The 17,990-nt window shown below is 32.1% G+C and carries 11 protein-coding genes; 4 read left to right on the forward strand and 7 right to left on the reverse strand.

Annotation, left to right across the window (positions count from 1 at the left end):
- The first annotated feature begins 3 nt into the window (after positions 1-3).
- The 4 genes from BFJ87_RS12705 (at position 4) to BFJ87_RS12720 (ending at position 3,898) form a co-directional block, all read left to right on the forward strand.
- The gene (locus BFJ87_RS12705) at positions 4-1,326 is read left to right on the forward strand and encodes a sigma-54-dependent transcriptional regulator (RefSeq protein WP_077405173.1); all 1,323 of its coding nucleotides are present in this window, start codon (positions 4-6) and stop codon (positions 1,324-1,326) included.
- 468 nt (positions 1,327-1,794) lie between these two features.
- Entirely contained in the window at positions 1,795-3,078 is a 1,284-nt protein-coding gene (locus BFJ87_RS12710; protein WP_077405176.1) for a Glu/Leu/Phe/Val family dehydrogenase, read from the forward strand.
- Positions 3,079-3,095: 17 nt separating this feature from the next.
- Positions 3,096-3,515 carry a GreA/GreB family elongation factor gene (locus tag BFJ87_RS12715; protein ID WP_077405179.1) on the forward strand — a complete coding sequence of 140 codons (420 nt, stop codon included), beginning with the start codon at positions 3,096-3,098 and terminating at the stop codon, positions 3,513-3,515.
- The gene (locus BFJ87_RS12720; protein WP_077405182.1) at positions 3,512-3,898 is read left to right on the forward strand and encodes a hypothetical protein; all 387 of its coding nucleotides are present in this window, start codon (positions 3,512-3,514) and stop codon (positions 3,896-3,898) included. The genes BFJ87_RS12715 and BFJ87_RS12720 overlap by 4 nt, the downstream gene beginning before the upstream one ends.
- A 114-nt stretch (positions 3,899-4,012) precedes the next feature.
- Here the strand turns inward: BFJ87_RS12720 and BFJ87_RS12725 are convergent, their stop codons facing one another.
- The 7 genes from BFJ87_RS12725 to BFJ87_RS12755 form a co-directional block, all read right to left on the reverse strand.
- Positions 4,013-4,675, reverse strand: coding sequence for an ABC transporter ATP-binding protein (locus tag BFJ87_RS12725; RefSeq protein WP_077405185.1), 663 nt, complete (start codon positions 4,673-4,675; stop codon positions 4,013-4,015).
- A gap of 11 nt (positions 4,676-4,686) precedes the next feature.
- Positions 4,687-7,131, reverse strand: a complete 2,445-nt coding sequence (locus tag BFJ87_RS12730; RefSeq protein ID WP_077405188.1) for an FtsX-like permease family protein — start codon at positions 7,129-7,131, stop codon at positions 4,687-4,689.
- A 23-nt stretch (positions 7,132-7,154) separates the two neighbouring features.
- Positions 7,155-9,542: an ABC transporter permease gene (locus BFJ87_RS12735; RefSeq protein WP_077405191.1), complete on the reverse strand. Its 2,388-nt coding sequence runs from the start codon at positions 9,540-9,542 to the stop codon at positions 7,155-7,157.
- A 176-nt stretch (positions 9,543-9,718) separates the two neighbouring features.
- Positions 9,719-12,133, reverse strand: a complete 2,415-nt coding sequence (locus BFJ87_RS12740; RefSeq protein ID WP_077405195.1) for an ABC transporter permease — start codon at positions 12,131-12,133, stop codon at positions 9,719-9,721.
- Positions 12,134-12,145: 12 nt separating this feature from the next.
- Complete coding sequence (locus tag BFJ87_RS12745) at positions 12,146-12,898, reverse strand: head GIN domain-containing protein (RefSeq protein WP_077405198.1); 753 nt, start codon at positions 12,896-12,898, stop codon at positions 12,146-12,148.
- A 28-nt stretch (positions 12,899-12,926) separates the two neighbouring features.
- Positions 12,927-15,356 (reverse strand): ABC transporter permease, encoded by a 2,430-nt coding sequence (locus BFJ87_RS12750; RefSeq protein WP_077405201.1) that lies wholly within the window; start codon positions 15,354-15,356, stop codon positions 12,927-12,929.
- Between the two features lie 172 nt (positions 15,357-15,528).
- Complete coding sequence (locus BFJ87_RS12755) at positions 15,529-17,961, reverse strand: ABC transporter permease (RefSeq protein ID WP_077405204.1); 2,433 nt, start codon at positions 17,959-17,961, stop codon at positions 15,529-15,531.
- Positions 17,962-17,990: the final 29 nt, after the last annotated feature.

The following is a 17,990-nucleotide window of genomic DNA, read 5'->3' on the forward strand; positions in this document are numbered from 1 at the left end:
AAAATGGGATTAGAAAAAGAGAACATACTTATTGTAGATGATGACATTCATATACTAGAACTTTTACAACGTCATTTACAAGCTTTAAACTACCACGTTTACAAAGCAGTGTCTGTAAAACAGGCATTGTATGTTTTGCATGACTCTGCTATAGATTTGTTAATAACAGATATACAAATGCCAGAGATTGATGGCCTGCAACTATTAAAATATACCGCAGAACATTATCCAGAAATTCCTAAACTAGTAATTACAGGTTACCCGTCTGTAGATGATGCAATGAGCGTAATAAAAACTGGCGCTACAGATTACCTTACCAAACCATTTACAAAAGAAGAATTAAAACAGGCCGTAAATAGGTCTTTAGAAGCAGCCAAAAAAACAAAACAAACACAACAAAAAAAACCACTAATAACAACAGGTTACGGACAAATGATTGGGCAATCTGTTGCCTTTAAAAAAGTAACTCAAATTATAGAACGTGTAAAAGACAACAAGGCTACAGTTTTAATAGAAGGAGAAAGTGGCACTGGTAAAGAACTTGTGGCTAGGGCTATTCATTTTTCGGGTAAGTTTGCCAAGCAACCTTTTATTGCTGTTAATTGTGGTGCCATACCCGAGAACTTATTAGAATCTGAGCTCTTTGGCTATACAAAAGGAGCTTTTACAGGTGCTAACGAAAATAAAAATGGTTTTTTTCAGGCTGCAAATAACGGCACATTATTTTTAGATGAAATTGGCAATGCTTCTACTGCGGTACAGGCCAAATTACTACGTGCTTTACAAGAAAAAGAAATTACAAAAGTAGGCTCACAAAAAGCAGAAAAAGTAGACTTGCGCATCATTGCTGCAACAAATAATAACTTACAAGAAGATATTGCCAACAAAACCTTTAGAGAAGATCTTTATTACAGGCTAACTGTAGTGCAAATAAACGTGCCACCATTACGAGAAAGAAAATCTGATATTCCGTTACTGGTAGAGCAGTTTTTAAAGAAATACGGTGTAGAATACAAAGACCGTTTATTACAAATTACAGATAATGCTTTAAAAATGCTACAAAGATACCATTGGCAAGGCAACATTAGAGAGCTAGAAAATGTAATACAACGCGCTGTTATTATGAGCGATGGTATAATTGACACAAAAGATTTCCCTGATTATTTAAAGTATAAAATAGAGTTTCCAGACGCTTCTTTTACAAGCCTACAGCAAATGGAAAAAGAATACATTTTAAAAGTATTAGCAGCTACAAATAACAATAAGACAAAGGCTGCAGAAATTCTTCAAATAGACCGTAAAACTTTACGTCAAAAATTAAAGTAAACGCTGGGGTATTTTTCCCCGGCTGGGGCATTTCTCCCCACCTCATCTTTTCTTTAAAATTAATTTACCTCTTTTATTTAACTAGTAATCAACTACTTAAAATAAATCTGCATTTTTAAATCTTTTTAGGCACACAGCTTGCCAATACATACACAAGTAAGTTATTATAAAAATGATATTAGATTTTTATAGTTGATTGATTGATTTGTCTACTTGGCTTTCTAAATGTTTAACTCAAGTGGTGTGGTTTTTTTGTGAAAGTCAAGTAGCATTTTAATAGTCTAAATACAAGGTAATGATAAAAATAATTGAAAAGAGCCTTTGCAATACTTGTGAGCACGAGCGACTTTGTGTACTAACAAAAAATAAAAATTCTATATACAACTGTAGCGATTATCAACAAGGGACAAATGAAGACTTTGATCTAAAAAAAGAAGATAAAACAGAATTAGTTTTAAATTAAATATAATGATAACAAAACAGCAGAAAAAGTTGAAGCAAGGGATGCTAGATAATGTTATGCGACAATTTAATTATAGCGCAGACAACATAAACTTAAATCCTAATATTAGAAAAATATTAAGCATCACTAACAACGAGCTAGTTGTACATTTTCCTGTAAAGATGGATAATGGAGATGTAGAAGTATTTACAGGCTATAGAGTACAACATAACAATGCACTTGGCCCGTATAAAGGTGGTTTGCGTTATCACCCAACTGTAGATATAGATGCCGCAAGAGCTTTGGCTATGTGGATGACCTGGAAAACCTCTTTAGCTGGCTTACCTTATGGTGGTGCAAAAGGTGGTATACAGTTAGACCCTAGCAAGTACTCCCAAGCAGAGTTAGAGCGTATTACTAGGAGATTTACCTTTGCTTTAGGAGATAATATTGGTCCGGAATTAGATATTCCTGCACCAGATGTTAATACAAATCCGCAAACAATGGCGTGGATTTTAGACACTTATATGTCTACAAAAGCACCATCAGAACGTTCTAAAAATATGCACGTGGTTACAGGTAAGCCTGTGGGCGCTGGCGGTTCTGAAGGTAGAGACAGAGCTACGGGTTATGGTGTGTTTTTAAGTATAAAATTTTGGGCAGAAAGTAAAAAAGTAAGTCTAAAAGATAAAAAATACATTGTACAAGGTTTTGGTAATGTTGGTTACTGGACTTCTCATTTTTTAGAAAATGAAGGTGCAATTTTAGTTGGTGTACAAGATGCATCTGGCACTATTATGAATGAAAACGGAATTTCTGTTGAAGATTTATTTAAACATACAATAGAACACAAAGGTGCCATAGCTGGGTTTGAGGATGCCACGCCAATATTAAACGAAAACTTTTTTGGTATTAATTGCGATATCTGTGTACCAGCTGCTTTGGGTAACCAAATAACAGCTAACAATGCAGACAGTATTAAAGCCTTTTTAATTGCTGAAGGTGCAAACGGACCAACAGATGTTGAAGCTGAAAAAATATTACTAGAAAAAGGTGTAGCTATTATACCAGATATTTTATGTAATTCTGGTGGTGTAATTGGTAGTTATTATGAGTGGTTACAAAATAGAAACGGAGAAATTTGGCAGCTTGATGAAGTATTAGAAAAAATGCATAAAAAACTAAAAGAATCTTTTAATAAGGTAATGAAAACTGCTTTAGAAAAAGATATAGACATGCGTACTGCCGCCTTTAACATTGCCATAGAACGTTTAGAACAAGCTTATGTACAAAGAGGAATTTTTCCATAAATAACAGAAAAGAGATGATGAAATACGGAGGCTTAATTATTGAAAAAAAAGAATATGTGTTGCTTAAAAAATTGATGACCCTGTCTGGTTATCATAAAGATACAACATACAAAAAATCTATTGCTAAGCTTAATATGGAGCTAAAGACTGCTATTGTAAAAGACGATAAAGATATGCCTACAGATGTAATCAGGTTTAACTCTATTGTTACAGTTACAGCAGAAGAAGGATGGCAAAAGAGTTTTCAGCTAGTTAAGCCTTCAGATAGTGATTTAAAAAACCAAAAGTTATCAATTTTAACTCCTATGGGCGCTGCTGTAATTGGCTATGCAAAAGGTGATACTCTTTTATGGGAGTTCCCATCAGGAGAAAAAAACCTCACGGTAACCAATGTAAAACAAAAAAATAATTACATAGATATAAATACATTGGTATGAGTGCAAAATTGTTTTACAACCACGAGGAAGACCGCAGTATAATGATGAAAAAAGACAAAGAAGAACTGCGTAATTGGATAAATAATTTAGAGTTTATTGCTAAAGAATTAAGGTATTTAATAGAGATAGAAAGCCGTATTGCCAATCAAAAAACCATAAAACAAGAGCTGTATAACTTACAAAAAGAAAATACAGAAATGGTAGTAGAAATGCGCAGATATAACAATACTACACTTGGTAAGTTAGAATGTGACACTGTAGAGTGTGATGCCTTTTATCTTGAAAATCACGAAAAAAAAAGAACCGAATACTTAGCTTTTATACAAAAATATAGGCTAACTAAAACCAAGACTTTTTCTTTGATTTTACTTAAAACCGCATAAATTATATAAGAAGGTTTTTATAAGTTAACCCTTCTTACTATAACTAGGTTTTTGCATTTAGGCCTAGATAGAACACAACGGTGGGGGCTGTTGTGTTCTTTTTTTTAAACTTTTTTACACTTGCCTACCATCTAATAAGTTTATTGTTCTGGAGGCGTATGCTGCATTTTTTTCTGAGTGTGTAACCTGTATTATTGTTACGCCTTCTTTATTTAACTCTTTAAAAATCTCCATAATTTCTTCGCCTTGCTTAGAATTTAGGTTGCCTGTTGGCTCATCTGCTAAAATAAGTTTTGGATTAGATATTAATGCCCTAGCAATACCTACCAACTGCTGTTGACCACCACTAAGCTGACTTGGAAATAGGTTTTGCTTGCCTACAATATTAAATTTATCTAGCATATCTGCTACCAATGCTTTACGCTCAGACGAGCTATACTTTTTATATAATAAAGGCATTTCTAAGTTTTCATACACCGTAAGTTCATCTAATAAATGATAGGCCTGAAAAACAAAACCAATGTATTGCTTATACAAATTAGAGCGGTGTTTTTCTTTTAAATTATGAACGGAGTCTTCTAAAAAATTATATTCACCTTCATTAAATACATCTAACATACCAATAATATTTAACAAGGTTGATTTTCCAGAACCAGACGGCCCCATTATGGAAATAAACTCGCCTTCTTCTACTTTTAAATTGATGTCTTTTAACAAAAATATTTTTTGCCCGCCAGACTGTACCCATTTGTATATATGGTTTAATTCTAATAACATATTATATTTTTTTATTCTGTTCGTAAACTTTTTACAGGATTTTGTGTTGATGATATGTAGGTGCGCACGCCCATAATTAACATTGCAACTATTAGCATAATAACACCACTAATTGCAAAAACCCACCAACTTAATTTTGTTTTATTAGCAAAGTCTTGCAACCAATAATCTATACCAAAATAGGCTATTGGCGCAGCAATTATAAATGCAATTAATACCAAGCCTAAAAACTCTTTACTTAGCAATACATTTAGCTCTAATAAAGATGCCCCCAACACTTTACGTATACCTATTTCTTTGGTTCTGCGTTCTGTAGTGTAAACTACAAGACCTAATAACCCCAAACAACTAATTACAATTGCTAAACCAGTAGCCCAATTAAGTAACACTGCTGTTTTACGTTCCTGACTATAAAAACGTTTTATAGTATCATCCATAAAAATAAGTTCAAAAGGCTCATTGGTATAAACTGTATTCCAAGCATTTTTTAATTTATCTGTAGCGTGTTTTAGGTTTTCTCCGTTAACATTGGCAAAAGATATATGAAACGTTTTAAATTTTCTGTTTGCACCGCCTGTACCTACAAAAGCCAATGGCTTAATTGCTGTTTTTAAAGAACGCTGATTAAAATCTTTCATAACACCAACAATTGGATTTTGCTCACCATCAGCTTTTATTATTTTACCCAAAGCATCTTCTGGTTTTTTAAAGCCAAGCATACGCATATAGGTTTGGTTTATTACGTATTCTGTAATACTATCATTATTTTGTTTTCTACCAGCTAATAATTCTATTCCGTAAATGTCTAAATAGTTTTTATCGCCATACAGCAATTGCAATTCTGTATGCACAGGTGCATTGTTTTCATCAAAATAACTAGTATTTGTTGCGCTAGTACTAAAGGATGCTGGCGGGTATTCTGCCAAACTAACTTTGTTTACTTCTGGTATTGCCTCTATTTTTGTTAACAAGCGTTGTTGTTTTTCTGGTGTCATAGTATACCAAGGCGCTCTAACAGATGCTATGGCTTTGGTTTTAAAACCCATATCTTTTTGTAATAAAAAGGATATTTGTTTGCCCACCAAAAGGGTAGCTATTATAAAAATCTGTGCTATTATAAACTGAAAAACAGTTAGGTATTTACGTAATGATGTTTTATCATTAGACGCTACAATTTGATTTTTTAATACTGCTATTGGTTTAAAATGAGAGAGTACTACTGCCGGATAAAACCCAGATAATACTGTAACAACTAAAAGCAATAAAATAATGAATACAATAACTGTTGGCTCTGCAAATAACTCTGAACTTAGACCTGTTGGTATATAGTTTGCAAATATATTTAACAGCCAAAAAGAAAGTGCTATAGACACAATTGCAGCACAAATGGTTAGTAAAAAAGTTTCTCCTAAAAACTGATAAATTAGTTGTTTTTTAGAGCCTCCTAGTGTTTTTCTAACGCCAATTTCTTTTGCTCTTTGCGTTGCCTGTGCTGTATTTAAATTTATAAAATTAATACTACCTAACAGCAGTAAAAAAAGAGCAATACAACCTAAGCTTACTAATACCGATTTACTTGCTGGCTCCGAGTCAAAATCAAAAGTATAATAGTTGGTATCAAAATGCATTTCTTGTAATGGCTGCATATAAAACTTGCGCTCATTACCAAACTCTTCTTCATTAGGGTCTTTATGTTCTTTTGCTAGCTTATTTAGTGTGAGCTGTACATTTTTAGCACTAGAATTTTTAGCTATTTTTATAAACAATTGTGAAGCCGAGTTTGTACCGTTCCAATTACTGCTCAATACAGCACTTGTCATATCTGACTGGTGCGCTGTTTTTAACGATATAAACTCTTCAAAAACAATATCTGTACGCTCTGTAAAATTAGCCACCACGCCAGTTACTTGCATATTTATGGTATCATTATATACCATATGAGCACCAATTATATCTGTAAAAGCAGTATTTGGGAAATATTTTTTAGCTCTTTTTTCCGATAACACCAACTGATTTGGACTTTCTAAAGCATTTTCTTTAGAGCCCGCCAACCATTTATATTTAAACACATTAAAAAAACCTTTATCTGCATAAATTACATAATCTGGACTTTTAAATGTTTTATTTGTAGCTGTGTTTTTTATGTGTAACGGATACGTAGTTAAAAAAGGAGCAACAGCAGCCAAACTAGCCGAGTTTTGTTTTAGTGCGTCAGCCAAAGGAACTGAAACTCCCGGATTATAAAAGCTACCTTCTGGTGTTACAAACTCTGTTGTAACCCTATAAATATGTTCTTTATCTGGATGAAATTTATCAAAAGTAAAATCGTAATACACCATTAAACCAATAACAAACGACACACTTAAACCAATGGCTAAACTGCTAATTTTAATTAAAGAAAAGAGCTTGTTATTCCATAGGTTTCTAAACGCTATTTTAAAATAATTCTTAATCATAATTATTATTTATAGGTTACAATTTACTCTGTTCGTAAACTTTTTATTGGATTTGCTGTTGCTGCTTTAATAGCTTGGAAACTTACTGTTATTAGCGCAATAATAACAGCACACATACCTGCAACAAAAAAGACTAGCCAGCCAATACTTATTCTAAAAGCAAAGGTCTCTAACCATTTTTGCATTATAATGTAGGCAACAGGAAAAGCAATTATAATAGATACAGCTATTAGCTTTAAAAAATCTGCCGATAACATTTGTGTAATTCCCAGTACGCTTGCACCTAAAACTTTACGTACACCTATTTCTTTTTTGCGTTGTTCTGCTGTAAAGGCAGCCAAACCAAATAAACCCAAACAAGCAACAAAAATGGCAAGCAAGCAAAATAAGAGTCCAACTTTTGCTGTTTTTCGATCTTGCTCATACAATTGCTCCATATTTTTATCTAAAAAAGTATAATCAAAACTAGAGTCTGTAGCAACTTTGTTGTAAGCGCTCTCTAATTGTCTCATAGTATTTGCTACCGAAGCACTATTAAAACGTACCAATAAATATGGTTTGCCCTCAAACCTACTATTATGAAAAGCATATGCACCAATTGGCTTGTGTAAAGACTCAAAATTAAAATCGTCTACAACACCAATTATTGTAGCATTGTCTCCCAATTGCATATCTACTTTTTTACCAATTGCTTCTTCTGGTGTTAATCCTAAATAGGTAATAGCTTTTTTATTTAAAACCACATCTACAAGCGTATCTCCTTCTTGTTTTACACTTGGTAATGTTTTACCTGCCAAAAGTTTTAGTTGTAGTACCTCTAGCACACTAGCGTCTGCTACGTTGGTCTGTATATTTTTACCGTTTTCATCTTGGTCGTTTTTATGCAAAGATCTTCCGCTAACATCCATACCAGGAAAACCTTGAGCAGAACCAACTTCTATAACCGAGCTTAATTTTTTAACCTCGTTTGCTAAAGCTTGTTTTTTATTGTAAGTTTTAATTGCAGCCGTAGAAACAGCTATAACGTTTTGTGGCTTATACCCTAAGTCTTTATTTTTCATAAACTCTAACTGTTGGTATACAACTAATACACCTACAATTAAAACCACAGAAGCTGTAAACTGAAATACAACCAATGCTTTTCTAATAACTGCGTTACTTACGGTTCTGTTTGCTGATTTTAATATAGCGCTAGGTGAAAAACCAGACAAATAAAAAGCAGGATAAGAACCCGCAACCAAGGTAGTAACCAACCAAACAATACATACACCAATTATAAAGCTTGGAGCCATAAGAAATTTATAATCTATACTAGCACCTGTTATAGTATTAAAAATAGGAATAATTGCAATAGATAATACTACACCAATGCACAATGCAATTAAAGTTAGTAAACCTGTTTCTGCATAAAACCTGCCAACTAAGCTTTTAGATGATGCACCAAGTGTTTTATTTATACCTACATCTTTTGCTCTTTTTTGAGAACGTGCTGTCATTAAATTCATATAATTAACGCAGGCAATAAGTAAAATAAGTAATGCTAAAAACGATAAGTTTTTAATTTCAGAAATACTACCAATTCTAGATGTGTATGTACTTGTGTAATCTTTAGAATATAAATGTACTTCTGATAATGGTTGTAATGAAAGTGTATACCATTGTCCTTGCTTATCTACATTTTTATCTAAAATTTGCTGCATTTGATTTTCAGAAGCCACTTTAGATGCATTGTCTTTTAACTGAACATACGTTTCAAAACTAGAGTTGCTCCAACTTGGTTCTTTAGAAAAATATGTAGAGCTAAATGATGCTATTAAATTACAATCTATAGTACTGTTTTTAGCAAAATCTTCAAAAACACCCGTTACTTCTAATTCTGTTTTATCATCAACTTTTATGGTTTTCCCCATAGGGTCTATAGTTCCAAAGTATTTTTCTGCTGCACTTTTAGATAAAACCACAGTATTTGGTCTTGTAATTGCAGAAGCAGGATCTCCTTTTATAAATTTAGTATCAAAAATTGAAAACAATTCTTGATCACACCAAAACAATCTTTTTTCTATAAAATTATTATTGTTTGCTTTTATAAAGGCTGTTTCGCCAAAGCTGTGTTGCAACATTCTGGCAGCATATTTTACAGCAGACAGTTCTTCTTTTAAAGCTGGTGCAACTGCCGCTGGCGCTGTTGCCATAATTTCTTTATCAAAAGCATCTCCTGTTGTATTAACCAACACTCTGTATATATCCGAGTAGCTTTTATATTGTTTATCAAAGCTTTTTTCAAAAGAAATAAAAGAAAAAAGTAGTATTGCTATTGTTAAGCCTATAGATAGCCCCAAAATATTTAATGCAGAAAACATTTTATCCATTTTAAGACCTCTCCACGCTATTTTAATATGGTTTTTAAACATAATTTTAAATTGTTAACTGTTGTTTTTTGATTGATACAATATGGTTTTCTAATTCTGTGCCAAAAACACAATAGCTTAATTAGCAGTTATTTATACTGCAAAAATAAAGTTAACTAAAATTAAATTGTAAAAATATTTTACACAACCTGTCCATTATTTGTACGTTAAAAAAAGAACTATTCTGCTCTTAAACTCTTTAACGGCTTTAATAAAGCGGCGCCTATTGCTTGATAACTTATGGTTACTACTGCAACTGATAAAGCAATACAGCCAGCACCAACAAAAATTTCCCAACTTAAATTTATTTTATAAGCAAAATCTTGCAACCAGTTGCTCATTAAATACCAGCCTATTGGTGTAGCTATTAGCATAGCTATAAAAACAAGCTTTAAAAAATCTAGTGTAATTAATTTATAAATGCTTTTAAAAGGAGCGCCTAGAACCAATCTTATACTTATTTCCTTTTGACGTTGCTCTACCATAAAAGCAGACAAGGCAAATAGCCCTAAACAAGCAACCATAATGGCAAATAAGGCAAAGCTGTTAAAAATTTTACCCATACGTTTAACATCTTGGTGCATTTGAGCAAATTTCTGATCTAGAAAAGTATAATCAAAAGCTTGGTTGGGTACATTTTTATCCCAAACTGCACCAATTTCGGTTAAAGCTTCATTAACAGTAGTACCGCTTAATTTTAAAGAAATTATACCTGTATCTTTACCAACAACAAGTGCTAAAGGTGTAATATCTTCTTTTAATGATTTAAAATGAAAATCTGAAACGACACCAACAATCGTCCAATTTTCACCATTAGAAATTTGCTTCCCTATTGGATTTTTATACCCAAGTTCAGTTGCCATTTTTTCATTAATAATAATAGAATTTATAGCATCTGAGGCATAGTCTTCAGAAAAATCTCTACCATTATTTACTTGCATACCTAGCGTTGAAATGTAATCATAATCTACACGCCATATTTGTGCCGCAATTCCTTTTTCTTCATTACCTGCTGTAGATTTTCTAAATGTATTTCCATTTCTTTTTGTTCCTTCAATAGGCAAATAACTACTAACGGTAGCCTTTTTTACAGAAGGTAACTGTACCAATTGATTTTTAAAGCTCTCTGTTTTATTTCCTAATATTGATGCTCCTTCTAAAACAACTATTTGCTCTTTATTATACCCTAGTTCTTTAGTTAGTATAAAGTTCATTTGTTTGTAAATAATTAGCGTACCTATTATTAGTACTACAGATGTTGCAAACTGAAAAATAACCAACCCGCTACGTAATTTTCCGCTTTTACTACCTATACTTAGGTTGCCTTTTAATACTGCTATTGGTCTAAAACCAGACAAATAGAATGCAGGATAAAGTCCTGCCAGCAAACCTACTATAACCGCAAACAAAACTATTATTGGTATAAACCAAATAGATTGCCAAGGCATACTTACATTTTTTAATGCTATAGCATTAAAAGAAGGTAATAATACCCAGGCCAAAAGCACTCCTAACGCAAATGAAATAACACTAAATAAAACAGACTCTGTTAAAAATTGAGAAACCAAGTTACTTTTATAAGCTCCTATAGTTTTGCGTAGTCCAACTTCTTTAGCTCTGTTAGCAGATTTTGCTGTAGATAAATTTATAAAGTTAATACATGCTAATATTAAAATAAAGCCAGAAATAGCCCCAAAAAGCCATACAAATCTAATATCTCCGTGTTGCAAACCGTCTCCCATTTTTAGGTCGGACTTTAAATATATATCCTCTACAGGTTGTAGTTTATATTCTATAGTTTTTAATACTTCTAAAAAATCTGGTGCTCTTCCTCTTTCTTTTTGCGCTGGTATTACATAGTTTTCCATTATAGAAAACATCTTCTTTTCTAGTTCTTTTATATTTGTTTTTTCATCTACCAAGATATATGTAAAATAGTTCTGGTTTGTCCAGCTCATATTTGTATCTTCAATAGGTAGTAAAAAATCAAATTTTAAGTGGGTGTTTGGGGGTCTATCTGCCATTACAGCACTAATAGTATATGGCTTATAGGTGTTATTGTCTAAAATAATATTTTTTCCTAATGCATCTCCATTAGGGAAAAAAATATCGGCTTTACTTTTTGAAATCACCAAGTTTTCTGTGGCGCTTAATGCAGTACCACTATTACCTTGTACTATATCAATTTCTAAAACATCTATTAAATCTTGATTTGCAAATATAAAACCGTCTTCTAACTTATTTTGAGATTCACCAGCAATTTTAAGGCCTCTTTTTCCTGCTCCAAAAAGCTCACTGGCATTTACTTTTGCTGCCTTTTTAATTTCTGGAAAATCTGATACTAAAGCATCTGCAAATGGCAATTGAAAATGAACACTTTTCATTACCTCACCGTTAAATTTTCCTTCCAAAACAACTCTGTATATTACATCTTTGTTTTTATAGTGTTGATCATATCCTAATTCATCTTTAATAAAAAGAGTTATTAGCAAGCAAGCTGCAATACCAACAGCAAAACCTCCAACTTTAATTGTTGTAAAAAGTTTTTCATTTTTAAGACTACGCCACGCTATTTTAATATGGTTTTTAAACATAATTTTTAGTCTTTACTGTATTTGCTGAATAGTTGCTTCGCCAATAATTAGCCCTTTATTTAACTCCGGATTGCCTTGGTAAGCAACGGTTGCCTCACCGTAAGCTGTAACTTTTAATTTTTTAGAAACCTGTACGCGGTAACTACCCTCACCGTAAGCTGTAATTTTTGTGTTGTCATTTTTTATGCCTAAAGTATTAATTTTAGTTTCTCCGTATGCGGTAATTTTTAGGTTTTCTACACTACCTTTTTTTAGTTCTAAAAAACTTTCTCCGTATATAGTAGCGTGTAATTCTTTAAGATCTGTATCATTTAAAAACACTTGTGATTCGCCATATATTTTTAATCGTAATTTGTTTTGGGCAAACTGACTTTTACATACTATAGTTTCTTCTCCTCTTAAAGACAATTCTTCTATTTTTTTATAGGTAACAATTGCCTTTACAACGGTGCCTTTGTAAATAGACTTACGTTGTTTGTATCCGTTTTTATTTATTTTTTCGCTTTTTGTAAACTCTTTTGCCCCTTCTAAATACAAGCGCAAAGTTTTTCCAGAAACCTCAACATTTATTTTGTTTTCTGCTACAGTGCTACTTTCTATTGTTACACTTTCTGTTTCTCCTTCTACAAAAGTTACTTGTATATGCGGACTTATAATTACTTTGTTAAATGTTGCTACTTTGGTTACATTATTTTGTGCCGTAACACTCATAGTCATCACTACTAAAAAAAGTGTTGTTAGTTTTTTAATTTGATTGATTTTCATTTGTTCTAATTATTTTTGATTGATGAATTTATTCTGTTCGTAAGCTTTTTACTGGGTTAGATATTGCTGCTTTTATACTTTGGTAACTTACCGTAATAATTGAAATTGCAAGCACCAACACTGCAATTAAAATAAAAGACCATCCGTTAATTTCTATTCGGTATGAAAAATCTTCTAACCATTTTGTCATTGCAAACCAAGCCAATGGTATAGCAATTACTATAGCTATTGCTACTAGCTTTAAAAAATCTAAAGTTAATTTGTATACAATGTTACTTATACTTGCTCCTAGCACTTTGCGTACTCCTATTTCTTTTATTCGCTTTTCTGCATTAAATGTTGCTAAGCCAAATAGTCCCAAACAAGCTATTAGTATAGATAAAATGGTAAAAGCAATAAATATTTTACCTAAGCGCTCTTCTGCTTTATAAACATCATTAAAAGAATCGTCTAAAAAATAATAATTAAATGGTTGTTCTGAGGCTACATTAGCCCATAAACCTGCTATGCTTGCTATAGATTTAGCAAAATCTCCTTGACTTAGTTTTACTACTAATTTGCTACTTACTCTACGACTTAGCCTAAAGCTAACTGGGTCTATTGTGTTACGTAATGTAGAGATATGAAAATCTTTAACCACGCCAATAACCTTATATTCTATAGCATCAGAATCATCTACCAATGCCATTCCAATAGCATCCGTTGGGTTAATTCCCAATCTGTTTAATGTTGTTTCATTTACTATAATAGCAGTAGAATCTGTTTTGTACTGAGGGTTAAAATTTCTTCCTGCAACTAAATTTATATTTAATGTAGAAATATAATCTTCATCTACATCCCATTTTTGCATTTGTACTACAGCATCTTCAACAGCTCTTCCTTTTGCCGTAAAAGATTGGTCTGTTCTGTTAGATGGCGTTGGTAAAAAACTTGTAAGTGATGCACTTTTTACACTTGCTAGTTTTTCTATTTCTTGTTTAAAAGATGTTACTTGGTCACCAGCAGCATATACATCATCTATAACCAAAACCTGTTCTTTGGTGTAACCAATATCTTTCCCTTTTATGTATTGTAATTGCTGAAAAACTACCAATGTGCTGCCCATTAAAAATACCGAAATTGCAAACTGAAAAACTACCAATCCGTTTCTTAGTTTTCCGCCAGTACCTGTTGTTTTACCTCCTCCTTTTAATACTTTTACTGGTTTAAATTTAGACATAAAAAATGCTGGATAACTACCAGAAAGTAATCCTAAAAACAGTGTAAAAACCAAAAGTGAAATCCAAAAAAACGGATTTATAAAAGGAATTTCTATACTTTTATTTGCTAAAGCATTAAAATATGGCAATGCTAAATAGGTGAGTAAAACAGCAAAAATTAAAGCTATAAAAGATACCAAACCAGATTCTATTAAAAATTGTTTTATTAAATGGTATTTGGAGGAGCCTAATGTTTTACGCACACCAACTTCTTTAGCTCTTTTAAGAGATTGAGCTGTAGAAAGATTCATAAAATTTACACTTGCTAAGACCACTAAAAACAAGCCTATAAATGATAAAATGTAAATGTTTTGTATGTTATTGTTTGGATTTAATTCTGCTACACGGTCTGAGTGTAAGTGTATTTTACGTAGCGGTATAGTGCTAAAAACATAAGAATTACCCTCGCTTTTAAAGCGTTCTATTGTCATTGTAGGTGCAAATGTTTTTTGAGCATAGGGTACAACATAACTTGTAAATACATTTTGCAACCTTTTATTAAAACTAGCTATATTGGTGTTAGGGTTTAACTTTATAAAAGTGCTAAAATTGTTGCTCCCCCAAGTAACTTCTTTTGCATTTGGGTTACTGGACATTGACATAAGCATACTATAATCTCTTAAAAACGAGTTTTTAGGAAAATCCTCAATAACTCCTGTTACCATATATACCTCATCATTATCTAAAACAATTTGCTTACCTACTACTTGCTCTTCTGTAAAAAGTGTTTTTGCTGTAGATTTACTAATTACAATAGTATTTGGCTCTTGCAATGCTGTTTCTGTATTACCCTGCAATAAGCCTAAACCAAACATTTTAAAAAAAGAAGGATCTGCAAAAGCATTACCGTTAACTTTTATATTTTTAGTAGAATTTGCTTGGCGCACCAACATACCGCCCCAACCTCTTAACCTTGTTGCTAGCTGCACTTCTGAGTATTCTTTTTCTAAAACTGATGCCATTGGTGGCGTTACAACAGCTAAGTTATTAGAAGATGTTCCAAATTTTATATCCGCATTTATTCTATGAATTAGTGCTTCATCTGCAAACATTGTATCATAACTAAGTTCATCATAAATATATAATGCAATTAGTAGCGCCCCTGCAACACCCACTGCTAAGCCAAATACATTTAAAAATGTAAAAAACAGGTTATTTTTTAAATTACGCCATGCTATTTTTAATTGATTTTTAAACATAATTTTTATTCTTTACTGTTCGTTTTTTGATTGATGCTTACTAATATTCTAATTCTGTGCCAAAATCATAAACAACTAATTAAAAGTAACTTACGTAATGTTTTGATTTTTAAAAAAAGTAAACTGTAAAAAATATTTACATCTTATGTCAATATTTTATACGCTACAAAAACTATTCTGTTCGTAAGCTTTTTACTGGGTTAGCAATTGCAGATTTTATAGACTGAAAACCAACAGTTACAATTGTTATGAAAAATGCAAAACCACCTGCTATTAAAAACACCCACCATTTAATTTCTATTTTATAGGTAAAATCTTGCAACCAGTTTTGCATAAAGTAATAAGCTATAGGAGCTGCAATTACAAATGCAACCAATACCAGCTTTAAAAAATCTTTAGTAAGTAGCTGTATCACAGAATTTACACTAGCACCTAAAACTTTACGTATCCCTATTTCTTTCTTCTTTTGTTCTGCAACGTAAGACACCAAGCCAAATAATCCCAAACAACTAATTAAAATGGCTAAAATGGTAAATACTATAGATATTTTAGATAATTTTTGTTCTTCTGCGTATAACTTTTCGGTTTCTTTATCTACAAAAACATACTCAAATGGTGCGTACGGATTCACTTTTTTCCAACTAGCCTCTAACTCTTTTAACAGCACTTTTAAATTGTTGGTTTCTAACTTAGCAACTATCCAATCTGGTTCTGTTTCACTATATATAAGCATAGGAGAAATTGCTTGTTTAAAATCTTCAAAATGAAAATTCTCTGTTACACCTACTACTTCATATTCTTCTGTTTCACTACCATAACTACTTATAATTTTTGCTGCTAAGGCGTTTTCTATATCAATATTAAAAGCATTTAGCGTTGCCATATTTACCAATATACCTGTAGAGTCTGTTGCTCTAAGCTTACGACCTTTAATAATTTTAGTGCCAATTGTTTCTAAATAATTAGGAGTAATACCATTGTAATATACAGAAGTTAGGTTATCATCATCCTGACTAGGTAAACGCATTGCCAAATCGCCCATAATAGATCTAGATGGATAATTGTTACTCCCTGTAACAGAACTAACACCAGGTACTCCTTGTAACTGTGATTGTATGGCACTATAGTTTTGTTGTAATTCTTGGGTTCCTAAACGTATTGCTAACAAATTGTCTTTGTTAAAGCCTAAATCTTTTTGCTTGGCAAACTTTAGTTGTTGTGATACTATTATAACACTTACTGTTAAAACTATTGATACTACAAACTGAAAAACAACCAAACCACGCCTTAACAAACCATTGTTAGATTGTAGTTCTGTTGCCCCTTTTAGCACTTTAGACGGTTTAAATGAAGACAATACCAATGCCGGATAAACACCTGCTATTAAGCCTGTTAAAAAGCCCATAGACCCCAACAACAATAAAATTTTAAGGTTTAATATATGTTCTGGCTCTATGTTGCCACCTGTTAATACATTAGCAACCGGAAGCAATAATAAAACTATAGGTATACTAATAAATACTGCTAAAAATGCAATTAAAATAGACTCACTTAAAAATTGCTGTACCAATGAGCTTTTTTGCGCTCCAATGGCTTTTCTAACACCTATTTCTTTTGCTCTTTTACTAGCTCTGGCTGTACTTAAATTTATAAAATTTACACAGGCAACTAGTTGTACTATAAAGGCTAAAAATAGTAAGGCATACAAATATTCAATGTTAGAAACTTCTTCAATTTGCTTATCTATTCCTTTAGAGTGTAAATGAATATCTGTAACAGATTGTAGTAACAATTTTTTATCAAAACCCATATCAGCTAAATCGTTTCCTCCACGATCTAACATAAACTGTGGCAACTTTTTTTCTAAACTAGCCTTACTAACATTGGCACCAAGTTTAATATAAGTATATGCAAAGTTTTGTGTTGCAAAATTAGTTATGTTATTAGCATATTCGCCAATACCAGGCGAGTTCATGCACAGTATGTAATTAGGATTTAAGTGAGTTGGGTTAGCTGGTTCATTAAAAACTCCAGTAATGGTTGCATTAAATTGATCTTCTCCTGCACCAATAACCAATGTTTTATTTATAATTTGATTTTCATTTTTAAATAATTTTGAAGCTAATTTTTTAGATAAAACAATACTATTTGGCTTTTCTAAGGCTGTGGCTAAATTACCTTCTGCAGCTGTATAATTAAAAAATTTAAAAAAAGTAGAATCGGCTACATACCCCTTACTCTCATAATAACTTTGGTTGTTTTTGGGGTTACGAATAAGCGCTTCTTCTCCAGAACCAAAATAAACAACTCTACAAGCATCTACCACCTCAGGAAAATCTTCTTTTAAAGCAAAAGCTATTGGCGGACTACTTGTAGCTACGTCTGCATTTATACTGTTATTGCCTTTTGTTTTTATTTTAGTACGTATTCTGTATACAGAAGCAACATCGTTATGGTGCGTATCATACCCAAATTGTGCGTTAACATAAGATATTATAATTAAGCAACATATTGTACCTACGGTAAGGCTAAGAATATTTATACCTGTTTGTAACGGATTTTTTTTAAGACTACGCCACGCTATTTTTAATTGATTTTTAAACATAACTTTTTATTTTTTTGATTGATGATTTT

This window comes from Cellulophaga omnivescoria, assembly GCF_001999725.1.
GTDB lineage: Bacteria > Bacteroidota > Bacteroidia > Flavobacteriales > Flavobacteriaceae > Cellulophaga > Cellulophaga omnivescoria.

Coding starts and splice junctions, on each gene's coding strand:
- BFJ87_RS12715 (WP_077405179.1), top strand. CDS start 3,096: ATGAAATACGGAGGCTTAATTATTGAAAAAAAAGAATATGTGTTGCTT.
- BFJ87_RS12735 (WP_077405191.1), bottom strand. CDS start 9,542: ATGTTTAAAAACCATATTAAAATAGCGTGGAGAGGTCTTAAAATGGAT.
- BFJ87_RS12740 (WP_077405195.1), bottom strand. CDS start 12,133: ATGTTTAAAAACCATATTAAAATAGCGTGGCGTAGTCTTAAAAATGAA.
- BFJ87_RS12745 (WP_077405198.1), bottom strand. CDS start 12,898: ATGAAAATCAATCAAATTAAAAAACTAACAACACTTTTTTTAGTAGTG.
- BFJ87_RS12720 (WP_077405182.1), top strand. CDS start 3,512: ATGAGTGCAAAATTGTTTTACAACCACGAGGAAGACCGCAGTATAATG.
- BFJ87_RS12710 (WP_077405176.1), top strand. CDS start 1,795: ATGATAACAAAACAGCAGAAAAAGTTGAAGCAAGGGATGCTAGATAAT.
- BFJ87_RS12750 (WP_077405201.1), bottom strand. CDS start 15,356: ATGTTTAAAAATCAATTAAAAATAGCATGGCGTAATTTAAAAAATAAC.
- BFJ87_RS12705 (WP_077405173.1), top strand. CDS start 4: ATGGGATTAGAAAAAGAGAACATACTTATTGTAGATGATGACATTCAT.
- BFJ87_RS12755 (WP_077405204.1), bottom strand. CDS start 17,961: ATGTTTAAAAATCAATTAAAAATAGCGTGGCGTAGTCTTAAAAAAAAT.
- BFJ87_RS12725 (WP_077405185.1), bottom strand. CDS start 4,675: ATGTTATTAGAATTAAACCATATATACAAATGGGTACAGTCTGGCGGG.
- BFJ87_RS12730 (WP_077405188.1), bottom strand. CDS start 7,131: ATGATTAAGAATTATTTTAAAATAGCGTTTAGAAACCTATGGAATAAC.